Here is a 23,413-nt window from a genome sequence, read left to right on the forward strand (position 1 = left end):
CTAGAAGCGGAGCGTCAGCGAACCGCCATAGGTCCGTCCCACGATGCCGCGAGCGTAGAAATAGCCCGAGGCCGCGTTCTGGGTCTGGCCTTGCCGCGGATTGCCCTCGGTCAGGCCGACGACGTCGAAGATGTTGTCGACGTTGAAGTTGACCTGGAGATTGTCCTTCACGTTCAGGGTGACCCCCGCGCTGGTCACGCCATAGGACGGCAGGGCCACGCCGTTGCCGGAGTCGGCGTAGATCTTGCCGACGTACTTGTAGCGGGCATAGACCTCGCCCAGGCCGTTGGGCAGCTTGATGGCCGGGGTGATGGTGTAGAGCCGCGCCGGTGTCCGCTCCGGGCGATTGCCGTCATAGGTCGGCTGCGGGACGCCGTTGAGGCTGAGGTTGTTGAGGGTGGGATCCTGGATCACGCCCGAAACATTGACCGAGAACCAGTCGACGGGCCGGACCAGGGCGTCCAGCTCGACGCCCTTGGTCTTGAGGTCGGCCAGGAAGCTGGTCTGCTTGGTGGGGTCGGACGGGTCGATGAAGTTGTAGAACTGGTTGTCGAAATTGGTCCGGAACACCGTCGCCGAGGCGTTGAGCAGGCGGCCATATTCGAAGCGTACCCCGGCCTCGTAGAGCTCGATCTTGGTGATCGGATCGGTGTTGTTGGTCTGGAAGCCGTTGGCGTAGCGGCCATAGACCGAGAAGTGCGGCGTGATCAGGTAGCTGGCGCCGAGCGTCCAGGCGACCTTGTCCTGGGTCCGGCGGGTGACGGTATAGGTCCCGTCGAAGGTCGAGCCGACGGTGCGCACGACGCCGCCCACGCCCGGCTGCACCGGCTGGTTGGTCGCCGCGGCGTTGCCGTCCAGATACTTGGCCTTGTCGCTTTCCCAGCGCACGCCGCCATCGATGTGGATCTTGTCGCCGATCGCCAGTTCGTCATTGGCGTAGAGCGACACCGACTTGTCGGTGCGCTGGCGCATGCCCGCGCCCCAGTCGCCATAGGACACCAGCCCGTTGTCGCTCAGCGTGCCGATGACCTGGTTGTTGGCGTCCAGCGAGACGATGTCATAGATGTCGCTGTTGGTCCGCACGTCGTTGACCACCGTGGCGACGGCCGACTGGTTCTGCTTGCGGCTGACGTCGTAATACTGGATCCCCGCGGTCAGCGAGTTCTGGAACGCGTCCCCGCTATATTCCCAGCGCGCCCCGATGTTGGAGCCGAAGTCGTGGCCCGACTGATAGTCGTGGTTCAGCGTCGTCTCTTGCAGGAAGCCGTTGCCGTTCAGGGCGTTCAGGGTCGCGGTGTCGTTCGATCCGGTGACGGCGCCGGTACGCAGGTTGCGGATGCCGAAACGCACCGTGGCCGGATAGGCGGCGGTTCCGGCGGTCAGCAGGTTGTTGATCGGCGAGCTCGCGCCCGGCGTCAGATAGGTCACCGCGCTGGCCAGACCCGCATTGCCGGTGCCCGAACCCGGGAACAGGCCGTTGAAGTCATCCTTCAGATCCAGGTAGCGGGCTCGGGCGAAGATCTCGACGCTGTCGCTGAGCGGCTTTTCGAAATCAACGCGCAACTGCTTGGTCTTGACCCGCACGCCTTCGCTGAGCCGGAAATCGCGGAAGCCGTCGCTTTCGACGAAGGTCGACACCGGCACGGAGATCCGGTTGAAGGCGTCGCCGCCGACATTGCCGAACTGGGTGCCCAGGCCGGGAATGCCGTGCGGCTTGCCGTTGCTGTAGGCGTAGGGCTGGTCGGCGTAGTAGGCGCTCTTCATGTCGCCGGTCTTGCCGGTCAGGCGCACGAACCCGCCGCCGTCGAAGCGGTATTCCAGCATGCCCTTCAGGCGATAGCCGTCATAGTCGAAGCTGTTCTTGCGCACCCCGGGGCTGCTCTGGACATAGCCGCCGATGTTGAAGGCCAGGTTGTTGGCGATCGGCGCGGAATAGTAGAAGTCGCCGCGCTTGAGGCCGTAATTGTAGCCCGTGGCCCGCACCACCCCCTCGGGCTTGTCGAAATTGGGCTTGCGCGACAGGAAGTTGATCGTGGCGCCCGCGCCGTTGACGGTCAGGATGCCCGAGGTGCCGCCCTTGACCGCTTCCATCCGGTCGATGGTGACGTCTTCGGAGAAGAAGAAGTCCGCCCCGCCGCCCTGATAGATGACCGGCAGGCCATCCTCCTGCAGCTGGATGAAGCGCTGGCCGCCGCCCTGCAGGCCGCGCACCGAATAGTTGTTCGACAGCTCGCCGGCCGTGCCCTCGACGAAGATGCCGGGCACCAGCTCCAGCAGGTCGGCGGTCGAGCGCGGGGCCTTGCGCTCGAGGTCGGCGCGGGTGGCCAGGGTGATGTCGGCCGAAGCGGTGATCAGCGGCCGGTTGCGCGAGGTCATGCCGGTGACGACGACTTCACTGACGGTCTGCGCGTCGGCGGGAGCGGGGACCTGGGCGGCGGGGGCGTTGACGACAGGGGGCGGCGTCGACGCGGTCTGAGCCCAGGCGGGAACGGCGAAGCCGCTGCAGCCGGCCAGCAACAGGGCGCGCAGAGCGTAACGTTTGTGCATGAATCCTCCCCAAGGCGGTTCGGCCCCCGCCTGGAACGGCGGATGTACCGATTGCACGATGTAGAACGATTGCAATATCGATGCAATCGTTTGTTTTTCGAGATCGCCGCAACTCTCGCGCGCGGCCATTGAAGGTTGCACCGACAAAACTGCTGTGGATGAGCTTGTGTTCCCAGAGAGCGAATCCGCCCCGAGCGTTGGCTCAACGCCTGCGCGGCAGCGGGTTTCAGAACCCGGCGGCCAGCTTCGATCTTCTGACCGAATAGCCGAAGTACAGCCCGCACGCGGCGGCCGCCCAGACCGCGAACAGGATCCAGGTGTCCAGCGGCAGGCCGACGATCAGATAGCCGCAGAACGCCACGCTGAGGGCCGGCACGACCGGGCACAGCGGCGCGCGGTAGCCGCGCGGCAGGTCCGGCTGGGTGCGGCGCAGGATGATCACCCCCAGCGAGACGATGGCGAAGGCGATCAGCGTGCCCATGCTGGTCAGGTTGACCAGGGTGTCCAGCGGCACGAAGGCGGCCAGGACCGCGATAAAGACCGCGACGATCCAGGTGTTGAGATCCGGCGACTGGGTCTTGGGGTTCACCCGCTGGAACACCTTGGGCAGCAGGCCGTCGCGGCTCATGGCGTAGAGGATGCGGGTCTGGCCGTACATCACCACCAGGGTGATCGAGAAGATCGAGACGATGGCCCCGACGCAGAGGATCAGCGAGGTCCAGGCCTGGCCGGTCAGGTTGCGCAGGATCACCGCCAGCCCCGCCTCCTGACCGGCGAAGGCGGTCCAGGGCTGGGCCCCGACGGCGGCCAGGGCCACCAGAATGTAGACCGCCGTGACGATCAGCAGGCTGAGGATGATGCCCAGCGGCAGGGTCCGTCGCGGGTCCTTGACCTCGTCGCCAGCCGTCGAGACCGCATCGATGCCGATATAGGAGAAGAAGATCGACGAGGCCGCCGCCCCGATCCCGGCCATGCCCATCGGGGCGAAGGGTTTGAGGTTGCCGGCGTGAAAGCCGGAAAAGGCGATGACCACGAAGAACAGCAGCACCAGCAGCTTCAGCACCACCAGCACGGCGTTGACCGTCACCGATTCCTTGACGCCCCGCAGCAGCAGGACCAGGCAGGCCCCGACCAGCACCACCGCCGGCAGGTTGAACACCCCGCCCGCCCCCGGCGCCTTGGCGATGGCGTCGGGCATCCGCCAGCCGATCAGGTCGGAGAACATCTCGTTCAGGTACTGCCCCCAGCCCACGGCGATGGCCGAGGCCGAGACCGCGTATTCCAGCAGCAGGCAGGCGCCGACCAGGAAGGCCGCGAACTCGCCCAGGGTGGCGTAGGCGTAGCTGTAGGACGACCCCGACACCGGAATGGTCGAGGCCAGCTCGGCATAGCACAGGGCGGTCAGGGCGGCGGTGATCCCGGCGATCACGAACGACACGACGACGGCGGGCCCGGCGGCCGGCACGGCCGTGGTCAAGGCCACGAAGATGCCGGTGCCGATCGTCGCGCCGACGCCCAGCATGGTCAGCTGGAACAGGCCGATCGTGCGATGCAGCCCCCCCAGGGCGTGATCTTCCGGCAGATGCTCGCCGCCCTCGGCGACGACCCGGCCCACGGGCTTGCGGCGGAAGAGATCGGCCGCGCGAAACTGGCCCATGGTGTCCTCGGGGTCTGGTCGCCGGTGACGACCCTCCCCCTGTGGGGGAGGTGTCGGCGAAGCCGACGGAGGGGGGATGCTCGGGTGCTGGTCGCACAGGTTCAACCGTCCGACAACTCCCCCCACCGATCGCTACGCGATCGCCTCCCCCATAGGGGGAGGAACTCGTTCTACCGCTCGCCCTCGAACATGTAGTCCCGGGTGATCGGCAGGGCGCCGACCTTCTTGGCGACCTGGATCTGGAAGACCATGTGCCCCCCATAGCGGAAGCCCAGCTCGGCCCCGCACAGGTAGAACTCCCACATCCGCCGGAACCGGGCGTCGAACATCGTCGGGATGTCCGGATCGGCCAGGAACCGCATGCGCCAGTGCTTGCAGGTCTCGGCGTAGTGCAGGCGCAGGATCTCGATGTCGGTGATCCACAGGCCTGCCGCCTCGACCGCCTTGACGATCTCCGACAGGCCCGGGATGTAGCCGCCGGGGAAGATGTACTTGGCCGTGAAGGCGTTGGTCGCGCCGGGACCGGACATGCGGCCGATCGCATGGATCACCGCGCTGCCGTCGTCGGTCAGCAGCCTTTTGACCGTGTCGAAATAGGTCTGGAAATTCGGCGCGCCGACATGCTCCAGCATGCCGACCGAGACGATGCGGTCGAAGGTCTCGTCCAGGTCGCGATAGTCGGTCAGGCGGAACTCGACCCGGTCGGACAGCCCCGCCTTTTCGGCCCGTTCCCGGGCCAGGGCCAGCTGCTCGGTCGACAGGGTGACCCCGGTCATCTTGGCCCCATGGTCGGCCGCCAGGGTCAGGGACATGCCGCCCCAGCCCGAGCCGATGTCCAGCACCTTCATGCCGGGCGTGATGTTCAGCTTGGCGCCGATATGGGCCTTCTTGGCCGCCTGGGCCTCTTCCAGCGTCATGTCCGGCCGCGCGAAATAGGCGCAGCTGTACTGCATGTCCGTGTCGAGGAAGCGCTTATAGAGTTCGTTGCCCACGTCGTAGTGGTGGGCGACGTTGCGGCGCGAGGCGATGCGGTCGTTGAGCGACTGCACCGTGCGCTTGACCGCCTTCCTGGCCCGGGTCAGGGGCGTGCCACGCTTGGGCGTGCGGCCGCCGCTCCTGCCGACGATCTCCAGCAGGTCCCACAGGGTCCCCTGCTCGATCGTCAGGTCGCCTTCCATATAGGCCTCGCCCAGGCCCAGGCTGGGATTGGCCACCAGGCGGCGCAGGCCGCGGGCGTTGACCCGCATGGTCACGGGCGGGCCCGAGCCGTCGCCGGCCTTCTTTACCGAGCCGTTGGGCAGGTGGACGGTCAGGTCGCCGACCTTGACCATCTTGTTCAGCAGCGCTTCGATCATGACGGCGACCCTAGCGCGAGCGCCGCCGGAGAAAAGACGCAAAATTTTCGTCCGCCTCCCCTTGCAAAATCGCGGGCGCGAACCTGACGACATAGGACGCCGTTCGAGCGCGGGCGCTAGGCAGCGCCGCTTCGCGTGCGATAATCCGCTCGCCACCACACCAGCCGCTCGGAAAGTCGCACAATGGCCCAGCCCGACCTGGCCGATCTGGACGCCTTCACCGCCGTGGCGCGGGCCCGCAGCTTCCGAGGCGCGGCGGCCTCGCGCGGGGTCTCGGCCTCGTCGCTGTCCGAAGCCCTGCGCCGGCTGGAGGCGGCCCTGGGCGTGCGGCTGCTGAACCGCACCACCCGCAGCGTCACAGCCACCGAGGCCGGTGAGCGGCTGCTGGCCCGCCTGACCCCCGCCCTGGCCGACGTCTCCCTGGCCCTGGACGAGGTCAACGCCTTCCGCGACAGCCCGACCGGCGTGCTGAAGCTGAACGTGCCGGGAGCGGTGTCGAAGATCGTCCTCCCCGACCTGATCCCCCGATTCCTGGCCGCCCATCCCGGCATCCGCGTCGAGGTCAGCGTCGAGGAGGCCTTCGTCGACGTGCTGGCGGCCGGCTTCGACGCCGGGGCGCGCTATGACGAGCGGCTGGAGAAGGACATGATCGCCGTGCCCCTGGCCGGGCCGCAGCGCTTCGTGGTGGTCGGCTCGCCGGCCTATTTCGCCCGGTGCGGTCGGCCGACCCATCCCCGCGAGGTGCTGGGCCACCCCTGCATCCGCCATCGCTTCCCCAGCGGGTCCAGCTACGCCTGGGAGTTCGAGAAGGACGGCGAGGTGGTCCGCGTCCAGCCCGAGGGTCCGCTGGTCACCAACAGCGGCGAGCTGGAGCTGGCCGCCGCCGAGGCGGGGCTTGGCCTGCTGGCCACCTTCGAGGCCTTTTGCGCCGACCGCATCGCGGCGGGCAAGCTGGAGACCGTTCTCGACGACTGGCTGCCGCCGTTCAGCGGGCCGTATCTCTATTATCCCAGCCGCAGGCACATGCCCGCGCCGCTGCGGGCGTTCGTGGATTTCGTGAAGGCTTCGAACACCCTCTCCCAGCGGGAGAGGGAGGGGCCCGCCGCGTAGCGGTGGGAGGGTGAGGGGTTACACCCTTACCGGTTTCACACGGACGCTCTGCCGGCGCGCCGTCGACCGTCTTACCCCCTCACCCTCCCACGCCTGCGGCGCGGGTCCCTCCCTCTCCCCATGGGAGAGGGCGCGAGAGATGCAAATCCCATCCACCTCAGGTGAAATCTTCCCCTCCGGCCCCGCGCTAAGCGTCGCATTAGAAAGCCTGTTCTTGCTTCCGAGCCTTCCGGGGCGTAACGGGTCCGCTCCCGCCGCCGATGGCGGGCTCAAGACATGAATTGGAGGCTGCGATGGGTTACCGGGTCGCCGTGGTCGGCGCCACGGGCAATGTGGGCCGTGAAATGTTCAACATCCTCGAGGAAGTGAAATTCCCCGTGGACAAGATGCATGCCATCGCCTCGCGTAAATCCATCGGCGTGGAAGTCTCGTTCGGCAGCCAGACCCTGCACTGCGAGGACCTGGAGCAGTTCGACTTCTCCAAGGTCGACATCGTGCTGATGAGCGCCGGCGGCGCCATCTCCAAGGCCTGGGGCGAGAAGATCGGCGCGGCCGGTCCGATCGTCATCGACAATTCCAGCCACTTCCGGATGGACCCGGACGTGCCGCTGGTGGTGCCGGAAGTGAACCCGGACGCCGTCGACAAGCTGCCCAAGAACATCATCGCCAACCCCAACTGCTCGACCGCGCAGCTGGTGGTGGTGCTGGCGCCCCTGCACGCCGAAGCCAAGATCAAGCGGGTGGTCGTCTCGACCTACCAGTCGGTCTCGGGCGCGGGCAAGGAAGGCATGGACGAGCTGTGGGAGCAGACCAAGGGCGTCTTCGTCCTGGGCGCCCCGCCCCCCAAGAAATTCACCAAGCAGATCGCCTTCAACGTCATCCCCCACATCGACGTCTTCATGGAAGACGGCTTCACCAAGGAAGAGTGGAAGATGATGATGGAGACCAAGAAGATCCTGGACCCGTCGATCAAGCTGACCGCCACCTGCGTACGCGTGCCGGTGATGGTCGGCCATGCGGAGGCGGTGAACATCGAGTTCGAGACCCCGCTGGACGAGGACGACGTGCGCGAGATCCTGCGAGACGCGGACGGCGTGCAGGTGGTCGATAAGCGCGAGGACGGCGGCTACATGACGCCGAAGGAAAGCGCCGGCGAGTTCCCGGTCTATGTCTCGCGCATCCGCACCGACCCGACCGTCGAGAACGGCATCGCGCTGTGGTGCGTCGCCGACAACCTGCGCAAGGGCGCGGCGCTGAACGCCGTGCAGATCGCGCAGCTGCTGCATGAGAAGGGTCTCATCAAGCAGAAACTCCCGGCCTAAGCCGCCCTCCGCAACAAGCGGGTGGACGATTTCAGGGGCTCCCGGGACTTCAGGTCCCGGGAGCCTTTTTCATTGGCGATCTTGAGGAACGACGCGATGTCGGCGGACACGACCAAGAGCCCGGACGAATCCCGGACGGCTTTGATCGCCGGGGTGGGCTGCTACCTGCTGTGGGGCGTCCTGCCCCTCTATTTTCACCTGCTGTCTGGGCTGGGCGTCGGCGCATGGGAGATGGTCGCCCACCGCACCCTGTGGGCCGCCCCCTGGGCCTTCCTCGCCGTGCTGATGGCTCGGCAGGGCGGACAGGTGGCGGCGGTGCTGCGCCAGCCGCGCACCCTGGGGATCCTGGCCCTGAGCACGGCGGCGATCTTCATCAACTGGTCGATCTATGTGTTCGCGGTCACCGCCAACCACGTGATCGAGGCGAGCCTCGGCTACTACATCAACCCGCTGATGAACATGGCGGCCGGGGCCCTGCTGTTCCGCGAGCGGATCAGCCGCGAGGGCGCGATCGCCATCGGCCTGGCGGTGATCGGCGTGGCCATCCAGACCGCGGCCCTGGGCCACCTGCCGATCATCTCGCTGGGGGTGGCGCTGAGCTTTTGCCTCTACGCCATCCTGCGCAAGCAGGTGAAGGCCGACGCCCAGACCGGCCTTTTCATCGAATGCGTCTACCTGGCCGTGCCTGGGCTGCTCTATGTGCTGCACCTGCAGGCCACCGGCGCCGGCCACCTCGCCAGCGGCGCGGGCGTCACCACCCTGCTGCTGCTGGCCGGCCCGGCGACGGTGGTGCCCCTGGTCCTGTTCGCCTGGTCGGCCCGCCGCATGCCGCTCAGCGCCATGGGCTTCCTGCAGTTCATCGCCCCGACCCTGCAGTTCCTGATCGGCGTGGCCCTGGGCGAAGCGTTCACCCCGATGCGGGCCCTGTCGTTCGTGTTCATCTGGCTGGGCGTGGCGGTGTTCGCCTATGGGGCCTGGAAGCGGACGCGGGCGGTGGCCAGGGCCTAGCCTTCGGGACAGGTGGCGCGACGGGGAGACCCGTCGTAGCCTCCGCCCCATGACCGGACCGGTGCATCCCCCGTGCGACGAAGGCGCCATCCGGGCGCATCCCGTCTCCGGCGCGCCCACGCCCCGCAAGCGCCTGGCCCTGGCGGCCACGGTGCTGGGCTCGAGCATGGCCTTCATCGACGGCTCGGTGGTCAATGTCGCCCTGCCGGCCATGCGAACCGCGCTGAAGGCCGACGCGGCCCAGGTGCAGTGGATCGTCAACGCCTATCTGCTGCTGCTGGGCGCGCTAGTGCTGATCGGCGGCTCGGCGGGCGACCGCTATGGGCGGCGCAAGGTGTTCGTGGCGGGGGTGGCGCTGTTCGCCGCCGCCTCGCTGGGCTGCGCCCTGGCCCCCGACGCCGGCTGGCTGATCGCCGCCCGCGCCCTGCAAGGCCTCGCCGCGGCCATGCTGGTGCCGGCCAGCCTGGCGATCCTCGGCTCCACCTTCGACGACCAGGAGCGGGGCGCGGCGATCGGGGCCTGGGCCGGGTTCGGGGCAGTGACCACGGCGATCGGCCCGGTGCTGGGCGGCTGGCTGGTCGACCACGTCTCGTGGCGCGCCATCTTCCTGATCAACCTGCCCCTGGCCGCCGCCACCGTCTGGTTGGCCCTGATCGCCGTGCGCGAGAGCCGCGACCCCGAGGTCCAGCAGCTGGACTGGCGCGGCGCGGCCCTGGCCGCGACAGGCCTGGGCGCCTTGACCTGGGGCCTGACCGCTGTCGGCCAGCGGGGCTGGACCAGTGGCGCGGTCTGGGCCGCCCTGGCGGCCGGCGCGGTCCTGCTGGCGGGTTTCGTGATCAGCCAGGCTCGCGAGAAACACCCGATGATGCCGCTGTCCCTCTATCGCTCCAGGACGTTCAGCGGCGCCAACCTGCTGACCCTGGCGCTCTATTTCGGCCTGACCGGGGCCCTGTTCTTCCTGCCGTTCGAACTGATCGCCCGGCACGGCTATTCGGCCGCTGGAGCTGGGGCGACCCTGCTGCCGTTCTCGGCGATCATGGGCACGCTGTCGGGGACGGCGGGCCGGCTGGCGGACCGGTTCGGGGCCCGGCCCATGCTGACCGTCGGTCCGATCCTGGCGGGCGTCGGCTTCGGCCTGCTGGGCGCGCCCTGGGTGGGCGCCGGCTACTGGACCGGCGTGCTGCCCGGCCTGCTCGTGGTCGCGCTGGGCATGACCATCGCCGTCGCGCCCCTGACCAACACCGTGATGAGCGCGGTCGCCGCCAGCCATGCCGGCGTCGCCTCGGGGATCAACAACGCTGTCGCCCGGGTAGCCGGCCTGCTGGCGGTGGCGGTGCTGGGCCTGATCTATTTCGCCCCCGGCCCCCAGGGCTATCCCTGGGTGATGGGGATCAGCGCCGCGGCGGCGGTCGTCGCGGGGATCGTGGGGTGGCTGATGATCGAGGGCAGGCCGAAGCAAGGACGCACGGGCGCCTAGAACCGCTTGGCCACCCCTACCGCCACCTCCAGGTCGGGCGTGTCGCGGTTCAGGCCGACATAGGCCGAGGCGTCCAGTTGCAGGTCCTTGGCCGAGGCCGGGGTCCAGCCGGCCGTCAGGTCGAAGCTGGCCGAGGTGACGTGGCCGGACGGGTTCTGGTCGCGATCGGCCCACAGCTCGACCCCCAGGGCCACGGGGCCGAACGACCGCCCAATCCCGACCGCGCCGCCGAAGCCGGCATGGCGGCCCGAACCGTCGGCGTTCGCCCGCGCGTCCAGCTCCGGCGACAGGGCCAGCGACCAATCGGCGTTCAGCGGCAGCGAGATCGGCACGATCACCCCGCCCTGCCAGGCGTCGCCGCCGATCCCCTTGGCCCCGGTCGGGGTGGTGACGAAGGGCTGCAGGGCCACCGAGACGCCGTCGCCGGCCGGGTTGCGCAGCGACCAGCGCAGGGCCAAGCCGACGTCGCCGCCCCCGTCGACGGTGGAGACCGCGCCCGAGGCCCGGTCCTTCTGACGGATTCGCTCGTGCGCCGTCCAGCTGAGCTGGCCCTCGAGCGTCGAGGTCAGGCCCAGGCGCAGCTCCAGCGCCCCGAAGGCCGTGTCGTCGGTCAAGACGCCGCCGCCCCGGCTCCAGGCGCCGTCGGCCACGCCCAGCTCGGCCTGGAAGCGTCCGGCGTCGAGCACGCAGGGCGGCGAGCCCTTGCCTGGCCGGTCGGCGCAGAAGTCGCGCCCGGCGTCCTCGGCGTGAGCGGCGTGAGCGGCGGCGACCCAGGCCAGGGCGGCCAGGCCGACGACGCTCGCGATCCCGGCCTTGCCCATGGTTCCCTCCGAAGCCCCGCTAGAGCGCGGTGTACGCCGCCTGGATCAGCCGCACCGCGCGGGGGTCGCCGATCAGCTCGGTCCCCTGCTTGTTCATCACATAGGCTCCCGACACGCCGCGCGACGGGTCGGCGAAGGCGCACGAGCCGCCCCAGCCGCTGTGGCCGAAGGCGTCGGCCGTCGGACCGTAGAAGAAGTTGGGCGTGTTGCGCATGAAACCCGCGCCCCAGCTGATCACATAGGGCAGGACCAGGTCCTGGCCGACGATCCGCTCGGCGCTGGCCTGGGCGATCACGGCCGGCGACAGCACGGGCACGCCGTCCAGCTCGCCGCCCGAGGCCAGAGCCCCCATCAGCCGCGCCAGGGCCGGGGCGGTGGCGTGGCCGTTGGCCGAGGGGATCTCGGCCCGCCGCCAGTCTGCCGTGCCCCGTCCGCCCGGCGCGGCCCACTTGGTCATGAAGGCGGCCTTCACGGCCTCGTTCATCGCCCCGAACTTGGGAAGGGCGGTCGGCCGCATCAGCTCGGCGCAGCGGGCGTGCTCGCTGTCGGGCAGGCCAATCCAGATGTCCAGGCCCAGGGGCTCGGCCAGGTCCTCGCGCAGGGCGATCCCCATGGTCCGGCCATCGACCCGGCGGAAGATCTCGCCGGCCGTGAAGCCGAACGTGACCGGATGATAGCCGCTGGCCGAGCCGATCGGCCATAGCGGGGCCATGGCCGCCAGCTTGGCGGTGGTGGCTTCCCAGTCGAACCAGATGGCCGGATCGGTCTCGTCGGGAAAGCCCGACAGGCCGTCCTGGTGCGACATCACCTGGCCGACCGTGACGTGCTGCTTGCCGGCCTGCGCGAACTCCGGCCAGATCGAGGCCACTGTCTGGTCGTAGGTCAGCCTGCCCTGGTCGACGAGACGGGCGATCAGCAGGGCGGCCACGGCCTTGGTGGTCGAGAACAGCGGCGTCAGGGTGTCGGGCCCGAAGGCGACCTCGCGCTTGCGGTCGGCGAAGCCGCCCATCAGGTCGACGACCACCTCGCCATGGATCGCCAGCGAGAACCGCGCGCCCAACTCGCCGCCGTCCTCGAAATTGGCGGCGAAGGCGTCGCGGACGGCGGAGAAGCGGTCGGGGCAGAAGCCGGTGATGTCGACGGTCATGGACTAGGGTCTAGCCCAGGGCGGGCGCGATTGTCATCCGCCCCGAAGCGCCAAATCCTCACGGCGGCCTAGGCTACCGCCGCCTCCACCTCGCCGCCCGCCAGGCGGACGATCTCGCCGATCAGGGCGGCGGGCGAGATCGGCTTGGCGGCGACGCCGTCCATGCCCGCGGCCAGATAGGCGGCGCGTTGGTGCGACAGGACGTTGGCGGTCAGGGCGATGATCGGCGTCCTGGCGGCGGGACCGGGCAGGTTACGGATGCGACGGGTGGCCTCCAGCCCGTCAATGCCGGGCATCTGCACATCCATCAGGATCAGGTCGAAGCCCCGCGCCGCCGCCGTCAGCCCGTCCAGTCCGTCCTCGGCCGTCTCGACGCTGGCGCCCAGCTGCTCAAGGATGCGGCGAGCGACCAGGCGGTTGGTGGCGTTGTCCTCGACCACCAGGATCTTCAGGCCCTCCAGCAGGCCGTCGGCCATCTCGGCCTCGGCCGCGCGGGCCTGGGCCGGCGGGGCGGCGATGGTCAGCAGGAAGGTCGAGCCGACGCCCTCGCGGGAGGTGAACACGACCTCGCCGCCCATCATCTGCGCCAGTCGCCGGGTGATGGCCAGGCCCAGGCCGGACCCGCCGAACCGGCGGGTGGTGCTGGCGTCGGCCTGCTGAAAACGCTCGAACAATCGGGCCTGGGCCTCGGCGGCGATGCCGACGCCGGTGTCGATCACCTCGAAGGCCACGCGCGGCTCGCCGCCCTCCAGGCGGCGCACCGTCAGGGTGACCGAGCCGGACAGGGTGAACTTCACGGCGTTGCCGACCAGGTTGAACAGCGCCTGGCGCAGCCGGCTGGGGTCGGTGAGGATCAGGCCGAGATCGGGCGCGTCGACCCGCAGTTCCAGCCCCTTGTGTTCGGCCTGGGCCCGCAGCAGCCGCGCCACGCTGGCGGCCAGATCGCTGGGATCGACCGCCTCCTGGCTGACGTCCAGCCGTCCGGCCTCGATCCGCGAGAAGTCGATCACGTCGTCCAGCAGGGTCGACAGCATGCGGCCGCAGGCCAGGGCCTCGCCCAGCAGGTGGTCGGCCTCGCCCGGCAGCTTCTCGCGCTTGAGCAGGTGCATGACCCCCAGCACCCCGTTCATCGGCGTGCGGATCTCGTGACTCATATTGGCCAGGAACTGGGCCTTGGCGTCGTTGGCGGCCTGGGCGGCGCGCTCGGCCTCGACCAGGGCCAGCTCGGCGCGCTTCTTCTCGTCGATGTCGAGGATCAGGCCGAACGCCTTGCGGATGCGGCCCCCGGCGTCGGCGCGCACCTCGTGGAAGATGCGGATCCACTTGCCGTCGCCGTCGGACGTCATCACCCGCACGTCGAAGGACCGGTCGAGGGACTCGTCGTCCTCGCCCTCGGCGCGGCGGCGGGCCTCGGCGGCGGCATAGACCGCCGCGACGTCGTCGGAATGGATCATCGGCCAGACGGCGCTGCGCACGTCGTCATAGGTGACCTTGCGGCCCAGGATGCGGTGGAACTCGGGCGAGCCCCAGAAGGCCTTGGCCGCATGGTCGATCTCGTAGACGCCGGCCTGGGCCGCGCCCAGGGCCACGCGCAGCCGGCGGGCGTTGGCCCGGGCCTCGCGCCGGGCCTGCGACAGGGCCGTGACGTCGTCCATGTAGGTGATGACCCCGGCGATCACCCCGTCGGCGTCGCGCCAGGGACGGGCCTCCCAGCGCAGGGTGTGGCTGCGCCCCAGGCCATCGTGCAGCTGGTCCTCGCGCCGCACCACCGTCTGGCCGGTCAGGGCGCGCTCGACGGCCCGGACGAAGCGCTTGCGCGAGCCTGAGGTCAGTTCATGCAGGCTGCGGCCGATGACCCGCGCCTCGTCGGCCTGGAAGATCTCCAGGAAGCGCGGGCTGACCACTTGCAGGCGCAGGTCGCGGTCATAGAGCGCCACAGCGAACGGGGCCTCCTCGACCAGCCGGCGGGCCTGGCGCTCGCCCCAGACCGCCGCGTCGCGCGTGCGGGCCACCTCGGTGACGTTCTGCGAGATCCCCTTCAGGGCGAACAGGCCGCCGGGGCGCGGTTCGGTGCGGAAGGTGGCCCGGTAGGTGAACCATTGGCCGCCGGCCCCGCGCAGGCGGTGCTCGATCGTGCCGCCCTCGCCCGTGCGCACGGCCCGTTCGAACGCCTCGACCAAGCCCTCGCGCTCGGCCGGGTCCAGCCGGGCGTAGAACGACTCGGGACGGGCGATGGTCTCGGCGCCCAGGCCCGTGGTCTCCAGGAGGTCGCGCGACCACTCGATCGATTGCTCGTGCGGCTCGTAGCTCCACAGGCCGATGCCGGCCGAGGTGGCCAGCAGTTCACGGGTCTGGCGGGCGGCGGCGATCTCGGCGCGGCGGGCCACGTCGGCGGTGACGTCCCGGAAGGTCCCGACCATTTCGCCGTTCGGCCCCAGGCGCGATTGGCCCTCGAGCCACACCCAGCCGCCGGCCTTGCAGGTCACCTTCAGGCGATTGAGCGCCTCGCCGGACGCGTGGATCAGGGACGCGGTCTCGACGAAGTCCTGGCGCGAGTCCGGATGTACGAACCGCAGAGCAGGCTGGCCGATCAGCTCCTGCCGGGTCCAGCCGGTCACCCGCGTCCAGGCGGCGTTGACCGTGGCGAACCGCCCGCGCGCCACCACGGCGAACAGGTCGTGCGCGTGGTCGAAGAACCACTGCGCGCTCTCGGCGTCGCTCAACCGTGCGGACTTGGGGGGCGAAGGCATCGCGACTCCAGGGAACGGAACCGCGATCGTGAAGCTGAAGAGTAAACTTATGATTGTCGTCGACGATCATTGTTCGCTGGCCGCGTGTCAGACCTCGGCCCACATCCGCAGCAGGTTGTGATAGGTCCCGGTCAGCGACAGCACCGAGGGGTCGGCGGCGCCCACCGCGACGGACAGGCGCTGGATCGCCACGTCCATGTCCAGCAGCAGGGCGCGGCGGGCGTCGTCGCGCACCAGGCTCTGGATCCAGAAGAAGCTGGCCGTGCGCACGCCGCGCGTCACCTCGGTGACGTGGTGCAGACTGGAGGCCGGATAGAGGATCGCCGCCCCCGCCGCCAGCTTGACCAGGTGGCTGCCATAGGCGTCCTCGACCACCAGCTCGCCGCCCTCATAGGCGTCGGGCTCGCTCAGGAAGACCGTGATCGACAGGTCGGTGCGCAAGGGCTGGCCAGTCGAGGGGTCGCGGCGGATGGCGTTGTCGACATGGTCGGCGAAGCCCATGCCGACGCCGTAGCGGTTGAACAGCGGCGGCAGGATCGTGCGCGGCAGGGCGGCGGAGACGAACAGCGGATTGGCCTGCAGGGCCTGGACGATGATCGCCCCGACCTCGCGCGCCGCCGCGCCGTCCTGCGGCAGCTGCAGGTTGTTCTTGGCCATCGCCGCCTGGAAGCCCGAGGTGACGTTGCCGTCCACCCAGTCGGCCGCGTCGAGCACGGCCCGGCAGTGGGCGACCTCGTCGGGCGTCAGGACGTCGGGGATCTGGATCATCATGGCCAGACTTCTAGCAAGAAACTGGCTCCTATCAGAAATGCCCTCGCCCGGGAGGGGCCGCTCCCGGGCGAGGCTTGGACGTCAACGGACGAGCGCTTTCGGGGAGGAGAAGGCTCAGTACTTGACGTTCAAGGTCAGGATCGCCTGCCGGCCGGGGGCCGGGTCGGCGTGGTGGACGCCGTTGGTCCGCATGATGTAGCGCTCGTCGCCGACGTTCTGGACGTTCAGTTGCAGGTCGACCTTGTCGTTGATCCTGTAGCTGGCGAAGGCGTCAAAGCGCCAGTAGTCCGGCGCGTAGACCGCGTTGGCGCCGCCGCCGGCCCCGCCCTGGTTGCCGCCGAACATCTTGGAGACGTAGTAGGCGCCGCCGCCGACCGACAGGCCGCGCACCACGCGATAGGTCGTGAACAGGCTGAAGCTGTTCTTGGGCGTGTTGGCCAGCGGGTCGCCTTGGTTGATGTTGGCGGTCGGCGCACCGCCGCCCGTCGGGATCGTCACCGCGCCGCGGACCAGCTCGCTGTCCATGTAGGTGTAGCCGCCGAAGGCCTGCCAGCGGGGCGTGATGTTGCCCGAAACGCCCAGCTCGACGCCCTTGACCTGGGTCTCGCCGACCTGGGCGAAGAGGCCGTTGTCGATCTGGATCAGCGCGTTCTTGCGGGTGGTCTTGAACACGGCGCCCGACAGGGCCAGCGTATCGTGGAACAGGGTCCACTTGGCGCCGACCTCGAAGCTCTCGCTGTCTTCCGGCTGCACCACCTGGTTCGGCGTCGTGCCGATCGTGCCGACGATGCCGTTGCTGTTCTGGTCACCGGCCGCGACGCCCGGCGGGGTCGAGGCCGTGCCGTACGAGATATAGAGGCTGGAGTCCTCGGTCGGCTTGAAGACCAGGCCCGCCTGGTAGTTGGTGAAGTCCCATTCGCCCTGGCGGTAGGCGATCGTGCCCCCGCTGAACACGCCCTGGGTCTGGGTGAAGGCGCTGTAGTCGTAGCCGGCGCTTTCGTAATGGTCGTGGCGCAGGCCCAGGTTCAGCAGCCACCTGTCGCCGAACTTGAGGGTGTCGAAGCCGTAGATCGCCGCGGTCTTGGTGACGTTGCGGTTCGCCGGGCTGCGGTTGATCACCCCTGTCCACGGATCGTCGGCGTTGGGCGCATAGACCAGGGTGCAGTCGCCCGCGCCCAAGATTTCCCTGGTCGTCACCGTGCCGCTGGCGGCGTACTTGTAGGCAGCGGGACAGGCCGAACCCGAGGTGGTGAAGGTCGAATAGGTGGCGTTGAGGTTTTCCTCGTGGCTCAGCTCGACGCCGATGTCGAAGCTGTGGCCGATGGCGCCCGTGTCGAACTTGCCGTGCAGGTCGGTGTTGGCCGCGACGGTCTTGGTCGGGTTCCAGCGGGTCTTGGTGCCGCGCTTCATCCACCAGGCGCCGTCGATGAACTGGGCCGGGCCGCCGTCGCCAGGGTTGGTGACGATGTAGTCGTTCAGGCTCTTGGAGTAGCGGACCACCTGGCGCACGCCGAGATTGTCGTTGATCGTGTGGTTGACGATCAGGGTGGCGATGTCGGCCTTGGTCTTCTGGTAGTCACGGGCCTTCAGTCCGTAGAAGCTGCGGTAGTCGACGTCCAGGATGCCCGAGGCCGTGCGCGGCTGGGTGGTCTTGGTCAACAGCGGGACCCCGTAGTCGGGCATGGCGTTGCTGTCGAGGTGGTAATAGCTGAGCGTCACCTGGGTCGGGCCGTTCAGGCCGAAGGCGATCGACGGCGCGATCCCCCAGCGGTCGAAGTCCACCGCCTTGCGGCCGGGGATATTGCCCTGCGTGCCCAACAGGTTCAGGCGCACCGCGACGCTGTCGTTGATCTGGTGGTTGAGGTCGACGGTGGCGCGGACATAGGCGTCGGTGCCGCCGGCCAGCGAGGCGGTGGCGAAATCATCGGCCTTCGGGGCCTTGGAGGTCAGGTTGATGCTGCCGCCGCCCGAGCCGCGGCCGCTATAGGCGCTGTCGGGCCCCTTCACGACCTCGACCTGCTCGAGGTTGAACACCTCGCGGGTCTGGCCGCCGCTGTCGCGCAGCCCGTCGACGAAGACGTCGTTGGCGCTGCTCTGGCCGCGGATGAACGGACGGTCGGCGAGAGGCTGGCCGCCCTCGCCCGCCCCGAAGGTGATGCCCGGCGAGGTGCGCAGGATGTCCTGCAGCGAGGTGGCGGCGGTCTGCTCGATGATCTTGCGCGGGATCACCGTGATGGCCTTGGGCGTGTCGACCAGCGGCGCGGTCAGCTTGGGCGACTGCACCTCGGCGCCGCGCTTGCCGTCGACCTTGACGCCCGAGAGTTCGGTGGCGCTGTCGGCCGGAGCGGCCGGGCCGCCGCTGGCCGTGGCGACGGCCGCGTCGGCGTCGGGCGCGGCGGCGAAGGCGGCCGGGGCCAGGGTCAGGCCGGCCAGGCCGGCGACGGCGGCGACGCCCAGCGCGCTGCGGGCTTGGCTGCGGACGCCGGCGACGGCGGGCTTGGCGGACGTGTGCATCGAGAAACCCCAGCAAGGCCGTCGGGGGAGCGCGGCCCTTTGTCGTAATTGCGACGCGTTCTTAGCTGGAGCGTTGCCGGCGTGCAATGATAATCATTCTCAGGAATATCCGGAGACCGGCCGCGCTTTTTTGGGCGCTGCCGGCAGGCCGCCCGCTCTGAGGCGGCGTTCAGGAAAGCTGGCCTCAACCTTCGCCGCGAACCGGTGTAGACAGCCTTCGTCCGCGCGACCGGCGATCGCGGGCGCGCCCGCCCATTCGTCGTCTGTCCGCGAGGAGTTCGCCCATGCCCGAAGCCAAGACCTGGATCGCCTTCTGTCTGATCTGCCTGGGCATGTCCCTGACCCCGGGACCGAACATGCTCTACCTGGTCAGCCGCTCGATCAGCCAGGGGCGCTGGGCCGGGATCGTGTCGCTGGCCGGCACCGCCGCCGGCTTCGTGGTCTATCTGGTCTGCGCCGCCCTGGGCATCACCGCCCTGCTGATGGCCGCCCCGATCGCCTACGACATCCTGCGGTTCGGCGGGGCGCTCTACCTGGCCTGGCTGGCCTGGCAGGCGATCCGGCCCGGCGGCGCCTCGCCGTTCCAGGTGCGCGAGTTGCCCAAGGACAGCCCGGCCAAGCTGATCAGCATGGGCTTCCTGACCAACCTGCTGAACCCCAAGGCGGCGATGCTGTACCTGTCGCTGCTGCCGCAGTTCATCGACCCGCACCGCGGCGCGGTGCTCGGCCAGTCCCTGGCCCTGGGCGGCAGCCAGATCGCCATCAGCCTGACCGTCAACGGCTGCATCTGCCTGGCGGCCGGCACGATCGCCGGCTTCCTGGCCACGCGTCCCAGCTTCGCCCTGGTCCAGCGCTGGCTGATGGCCTCGGTGCTGGGCGGCCTGGCGGTGCGGATGGCGACCGAAGCGCGGAAGTAATCCGCGCGTCCCAGCGGCTTCTGGACGGGCCAAGCCGTGCTAGAGAAGGCTCAAGCCAGTTCCGGAGCCCGCATGTCGTCGAAGATCGCCCAGGCCGTGATCGGTCTTTTCGCCGCCCTGGCCCTGACCGGCGCCGCCCAGGCGTCCAGCCTAAAGGCCTGCGCGGTCCCGCCCAGCGTGATCCCCGCCCCGGCCGAGGTCCCGCCGGCCGACCAGGTCCACACCGACGTGCCGACCGCCGCCTATCTGCTGGCCCTGTTCTGGTCGCCGGAGTCCTGCCGGGCCGGCATCCCGGAGTCGGACAAGACGATCCAGTGCCGAAACAACGATTTCGGCTTCACGGTGCACGGTCTGTGGCCCAACGGGCCGGACAAGGTCCACCCGCGCTATTGCAAGCCCAGCCCGCCGATCGGCGCCGCGACGGTGCTGGCCAACCTCTGCATGACCCCCTCGCCCTGGCTGCTGCAGCACGAATGGCAGGCCCACGGCACGTGCCAGTGGGACACCCCCGAGGCCTATTTCAAGAAGGCCCGCCAGGTTCGCGAGCGCCTGAACGTGCCGGACCTCAAGCCCGATGCGAATGGAACCATGACGGCGGGCGAGGTGCGGACCGCCTTCCTCAAGCGCAACCGCGGCATGACGGCCGACGGGCTGAACGTGCGCGTCAACAAGGACAACCGCCTGACCGAGGTGTGGGTCTGCATGGACCTGGACTTCAAGCTGGCCGCGTGCCGGGGCGGCAACGGCACGCCCGACCGGGTGACCATCCGAGTGACGCCGAGGCGGTAGGGCCGCGCTAGAAGCCCTCCTCGTGGATGATCGCGGTCACCGGCGCCCGCTTGAAACGAACGCCGCGATAGGTGGCCTCCGGCGGGTCGCCTTCGGGCCGCGCGCCGGTCAGCGACAGGAACTCGTCCCAGCGGTCCTCGGGCAGCAGGAAGGCGATGTCGACGTCGCCGTTGCGGCTGGCCTCGATCTCCTGGTCGGCCTGGTCCTTGATGGTCATGGACGCGCTCCTTCTTAGGAGGAACGCGTGGGGGTGGGCGGGTATCCCGGCCATTGTCTTTCGAGGTGGCGGAGGGAAGGCGTCTCTTTTGATCGCCGGACGGCTGATCCGCTCCAGCGGACAGGCCCTGCCTTAAATCCTTGAAGGCGAGCTTGCTCTGGGGTCAGGCCGTGTCAAGGACGGCGCCAGGCGCCGCCGCGGCGCGGCCGGCCGGAGGCCGGTCCTTGACACGGCCTGACCCCAGAGCTCCGATCCACCAAGGATTTAAGGTGGGGTCGCATCCACGGGCGGATGCATGTTCGCGTCGAACAAGTGGGGCAGAGCCATGCAGGTCGAAATCGTTTGCGTGACCTGCTCTGCCTGGAGTTCCGGTTTAAATTGTTCTGCATGTGGTCGCGAAAAGCCGGAAGGCTCACCGAAGCGTTCCGTGAAAACCGCCGCCCAGATTTCGCGCGAAGCTAGCGCGCCCGCGCTCAAAGTCGCGCCCCAGAAAATCGATGAACCCGGCGTTGCTTGCCCAAAGTGTAAATCCAAGGATTTTTCGACGGGTGCAAAGGGCTACAGCTTGGGAAAGGCCGCGCTCGGAGCAATCATTCTCAGTCCTGTCGGGCTCGGCCTCCCCGGTCTTCTGGCCGGAACGATTGGTAGCTCGCACTTGCTCATAACGTGTCTGGCGTGTGGACATCGTTGGAAACCGGGCAAGTAACCCCCAAAACGCAAAACGGGCGGCTCCTTTCGGAGCCGCCCGCTGCTTGAAGCCTCACGATGGAGACCGTCTCACCCTCAGGTGGTGACGGCCTCCTCCGGGGTCACGGCTTCCTTCTTGGACAGGTCTTCGCCGGTTTCCTGGTCGACGACCTTCATCGACAGCTTGGTCTTGCCGCGATCGTCGAAGCCCAGCAGCTTGACCTTCACGATCTGGCCTTCCTTCAGCACGTCCGAGGGCTTGGCCACCCGTTCGTTGCTGATCTGGCTGACGTGGACCAGGCCGTCCTTGGCGCCGAAGAAGTTCACGAAGGCGCCGAAGTCGACGACCTTGACGACCTTGCCGTCGTAGATCGCGCCGACTTCCGCTTCCTGGGTGATCGACTTGATCCAGTCGATCGCCGCCTTGATCTTGGCGCCGTCCGAGGCCGAGACCTTGACCGTGCCTTCGTCGTTGATGTCGACCTTGGCGCCGGTGGTGGCGACGATCTCGCGGATCACCTTGCCGCCGGTGCCGATCACTTCCCGGATCTTGTCGGTCGGGATGGTGATGGTCTCGATCTTCGGAGCGTAGTCGCCGACGTCTTCACGCGGCGCGTCCATGGCCTTGTTCATCTCGCCCAGGATGTGGGCGCGACCTTCGTGAGCCTGGGCCAGGGCCTGCTTCATGATTTCCGGCGTGATGCCGGCGATCTTGATGTCCATCTGCAGCGAGGTCAGGCCCTCGCTGGTGCCGGCCACCTTGAAGTCCATGTCGCCCAGGTGGTCTTCGTCGCCCAGGATGTCCGACAGGACCGCGAAGCCGTCCTTTTCCAGGATCAGGCCCATGGCGATGCCCGAGACCGGACGGATCAGCGGCACGCCCGCGTCCATCATGGCCAGCGAGCTGCCGCAGACCGTGGCCATCGAGGACGAGCCGTTCGACTCGGTGATCTCGGAGACCAGGCGGATGGTGTAGGGGAAGTCTTCCTTGCTCGGCAGCATCGGGCGCAGGGCGCGCCAGGCCAGCTTGCCGTGGCCGATTTCGCGGCGGCCCGGGCTGCCCATGCGGCCGGTCTCGCCGACGCTGTAGGGAGGGAAGTTGTAGTGCAGCAGGAAGGATTCCTTGTAGGTGCCTTCCAGGGCGTCGATGAACTGCTCGTCGTCGCCGGTGCCCAGGGTGGCGACCACGATCGCCTGGGTCTCGCCGCGGGTGAACAGGGCCGAGCCGTGGGTGCGCGGCAGGATGCCGACTTCGCCGAGGATCGGGCGGACCTTGTCGACGGTGCGGCCGTCGATGCGGATGCCGGTGTCGAGGATCGCGCGACGCACGACGTCGGCTTCCAGTTCCTTGAACACCGCGCCCAGCTTCAGCGGGTCGTAGCCGGCCGGATGCTCGTCCGACTTGCCCAGCGCCGCGATGGCCTTCTTCTTGGCCGCGCCGATCGCCTCGTAGCGGTCCTGCTTCTTCTGGATCTTGTAGCCGGCGATGATGTCGTCGCCGACCAGGTCCTTCATCTGGGCCTTGATCGCGTCGGTGTCTTCGGGTTCGAACTCGAAGGGCTCCTTGGCGGCGTGCTCGGCCAGCTCGATGATCGCGTCGATCACCGTCTGCATTTCCTTGTGGGCGAAGTTGACGCCGCCCAGCACGATCTCTTCCGAGAGCTCCTGGATTTCGCTTTCGACCATCATCACGGCGTCGGCGGTGCCGGCCACGACCAGGTCCATCTTGCTTTCCTTCAGCTCGTCGAGCGTCGGGTTCAGCACGTAGCCGCCGTCAACATAGCCGACGCGCGCGGCGCCGATCGGGCCCATGAACGGGGCGCCCGACAGGACCAGGGCGGCCGAGGCGGCCACCATGCCCAGGATGTCGGGATCGTTCTCGAGGTCGTGCTGCAGCACGGTGACGACGACCTGGACTTCGTTCTTGAAGCCCTTGACGAACAGCGGGCGGATCGGACGGTCGATCAGGCGGGAAACCAGGGTTTCCTTTTCCGACGGACGGCCTTCGCGCTTGAAGAAGCCGCCGGGGATCTTGCCGGCCGCGAAGGTCTTTTCCTGATAGTTGACCGTCAGGGGGAAGAAGTCCTGGCCGGGCTTCTGGGTCTTGGCGAACACGGCGGTGGCCAGGACGACGGTTTCGCCCATGGTGGCCAGGACGGCGCCGTCGGCTTGACGGGCGATGCGACCGGTTTCGAGGACCAGCGTCTTGCCGCCCCACTCGATCGTCTTGCGCTTGATATCGAACATTTTTCTTCTTTCGGTTCCCGCGGGCGGATTCCCGTCGGGGGCGGACAGGGGGCGGACGGCCTGCCTTCATGAGCGAT

16 protein-coding genes are annotated in these 23,413 nt (G+C 68.6%); 6 read left to right on the forward strand and 10 right to left on the reverse strand.

All coding sequences use genetic code 11. From position 1 onward, the window contains the following. The 3 genes from J2X41_RS05640 to J2X41_RS05650 all read right to left on the reverse strand — a co-directional run bounded on the left by J2X41_RS05640 (position 1) and on the right by J2X41_RS05650 (position 5,559). The gene (locus J2X41_RS05640; protein ID WP_310080322.1) at positions 1 to 2,547 is read right to left on the reverse strand and encodes a TonB-dependent receptor domain-containing protein; all 2,547 of its coding nucleotides are present in this window, start codon (positions 2,545 to 2,547) and stop codon (positions 1 to 3) included. 226 nt (positions 2,548 to 2,773) lie between these two features. Next, positions 2,774 to 4,204, reverse strand: coding sequence for an amino acid permease (locus tag J2X41_RS05645; RefSeq protein WP_310080325.1), 1,431 nt, complete (start codon positions 4,202 to 4,204; stop codon positions 2,774 to 2,776). Positions 4,205 to 4,374: 170 nt separating this feature from the next. After that, positions 4,375 to 5,559, reverse strand: coding sequence for a cyclopropane-fatty-acyl-phospholipid synthase family protein (locus J2X41_RS05650; RefSeq protein ID WP_310080328.1), 1,185 nt, complete (start codon positions 5,557 to 5,559; stop codon positions 4,375 to 4,377). Positions 5,560 to 5,742: 183 nt separating this feature from the next. Here J2X41_RS05650 and J2X41_RS05655 point away from each other — a divergent pair, with 183 nt between their 5' ends. From J2X41_RS05655 to J2X41_RS05670, 4 genes are all read left to right on the forward strand, one after another. Next, on the forward strand, positions 5,743 to 6,669 hold the full coding sequence (locus J2X41_RS05655; protein WP_310080330.1) for a LysR family transcriptional regulator: 927 nt from the start codon (positions 5,743 to 5,745) through the stop codon (positions 6,667 to 6,669). Between the two features lie 293 nt (positions 6,670 to 6,962). Next, positions 6,963 to 7,991 (forward strand): aspartate-semialdehyde dehydrogenase, encoded by a 1,029-nt coding sequence (locus J2X41_RS05660; RefSeq protein WP_310080333.1) that lies wholly within the window; start codon positions 6,963 to 6,965, stop codon positions 7,989 to 7,991. 96 nt (positions 7,992 to 8,087) lie between these two features. Then, positions 8,088 to 8,999 (forward strand): EamA family transporter RarD, encoded by a 912-nt coding sequence (gene rarD, locus J2X41_RS05665; protein ID WP_310080335.1) that lies wholly within the window; start codon positions 8,088 to 8,090, stop codon positions 8,997 to 8,999. Between the two features lie 49 nt (positions 9,000 to 9,048). Continuing rightward, complete coding sequence (locus J2X41_RS05670; RefSeq protein WP_310080337.1) at positions 9,049 to 10,476, forward strand: MFS transporter; 1,428 nt, start codon at positions 9,049 to 9,051, stop codon at positions 10,474 to 10,476. Here J2X41_RS05670 and J2X41_RS05675 read toward each other — a convergent pair. The 5 genes from J2X41_RS05675 to J2X41_RS05695 all read right to left on the reverse strand — a co-directional run bounded on the left by J2X41_RS05675 (position 10,473) and on the right by J2X41_RS05695 (position 18,479). After that, positions 10,473 to 11,297, reverse strand: a complete 825-nt coding sequence (locus tag J2X41_RS05675) for a transporter (protein WP_310080338.1) — start codon at positions 11,295 to 11,297, stop codon at positions 10,473 to 10,475. The genes J2X41_RS05670 and J2X41_RS05675 overlap by 4 nt on opposite strands. A 19-nt stretch (positions 11,298 to 11,316) precedes the next feature. Beyond that, the gene (locus tag J2X41_RS05680) at positions 11,317 to 12,444 is read right to left on the reverse strand and encodes a serine hydrolase domain-containing protein (RefSeq protein WP_310080339.1); all 1,128 of its coding nucleotides are present in this window, start codon (positions 12,442 to 12,444) and stop codon (positions 11,317 to 11,319) included. A 68-nt stretch (positions 12,445 to 12,512) separates the two neighbouring features. Next, on the reverse strand, positions 12,513 to 15,194 hold the full coding sequence (locus tag J2X41_RS05685) for a PAS domain S-box protein (RefSeq protein WP_310080341.1): 2,682 nt from the start codon (positions 15,192 to 15,194) through the stop codon (positions 12,513 to 12,515). 87 nt (positions 15,195 to 15,281) lie between these two features. Continuing rightward, entirely contained in the window at positions 15,282 to 15,965 is a 684-nt protein-coding gene (locus J2X41_RS05690; protein WP_310080344.1) for a Fe2+-dependent dioxygenase, read from the reverse strand. 114 nt (positions 15,966 to 16,079) lie between these two features. Next, a complete protein-coding gene (locus J2X41_RS05695) occupies positions 16,080 to 18,479 on the reverse strand; it encodes a TonB-dependent receptor domain-containing protein (protein ID WP_310080346.1) in 2,400 nt (799 codons plus the stop codon). A gap of 284 nt (positions 18,480 to 18,763) precedes the next feature. Between J2X41_RS05695 and J2X41_RS05700 the strand changes: the two genes are divergently transcribed. Both J2X41_RS05700 and J2X41_RS05705 read left to right on the forward strand, forming a co-directional pair. Further along, a complete protein-coding gene (locus J2X41_RS05700) occupies positions 18,764 to 19,396 on the forward strand; it encodes a LysE family translocator (protein WP_310080349.1) in 633 nt (210 codons plus the stop codon). A gap of 72 nt (positions 19,397 to 19,468) precedes the next feature. Continuing rightward, complete coding sequence (locus J2X41_RS05705) at positions 19,469 to 20,185, forward strand: ribonuclease T2 family protein (protein WP_310080352.1); 717 nt, start codon at positions 19,469 to 19,471, stop codon at positions 20,183 to 20,185. Between the two features lie 7 nt (positions 20,186 to 20,192). On the opposite strand, the gene J2X41_RS05710 is transcribed toward J2X41_RS05705, so the two are convergent. After that, the gene (locus J2X41_RS05710; RefSeq protein WP_310080354.1) at positions 20,193 to 20,402 is read right to left on the reverse strand and encodes a hypothetical protein; all 210 of its coding nucleotides are present in this window, start codon (positions 20,400 to 20,402) and stop codon (positions 20,193 to 20,195) included. Positions 20,403 to 21,185: 783 nt separating this feature from the next. Further along, positions 21,186 to 23,336, reverse strand: coding sequence for a polyribonucleotide nucleotidyltransferase (gene pnp / locus J2X41_RS05715; RefSeq protein ID WP_310080356.1), 2,151 nt, complete (start codon positions 23,334 to 23,336; stop codon positions 21,186 to 21,188). Positions 23,337 to 23,413: the final 77 nt, after the last annotated feature.

The organism is Caulobacter sp. BE254 (assembly GCF_031457295.1).
In the GTDB taxonomy this organism is placed as follows: domain Bacteria; phylum Pseudomonadota; class Alphaproteobacteria; order Caulobacterales; family Caulobacteraceae; genus Caulobacter.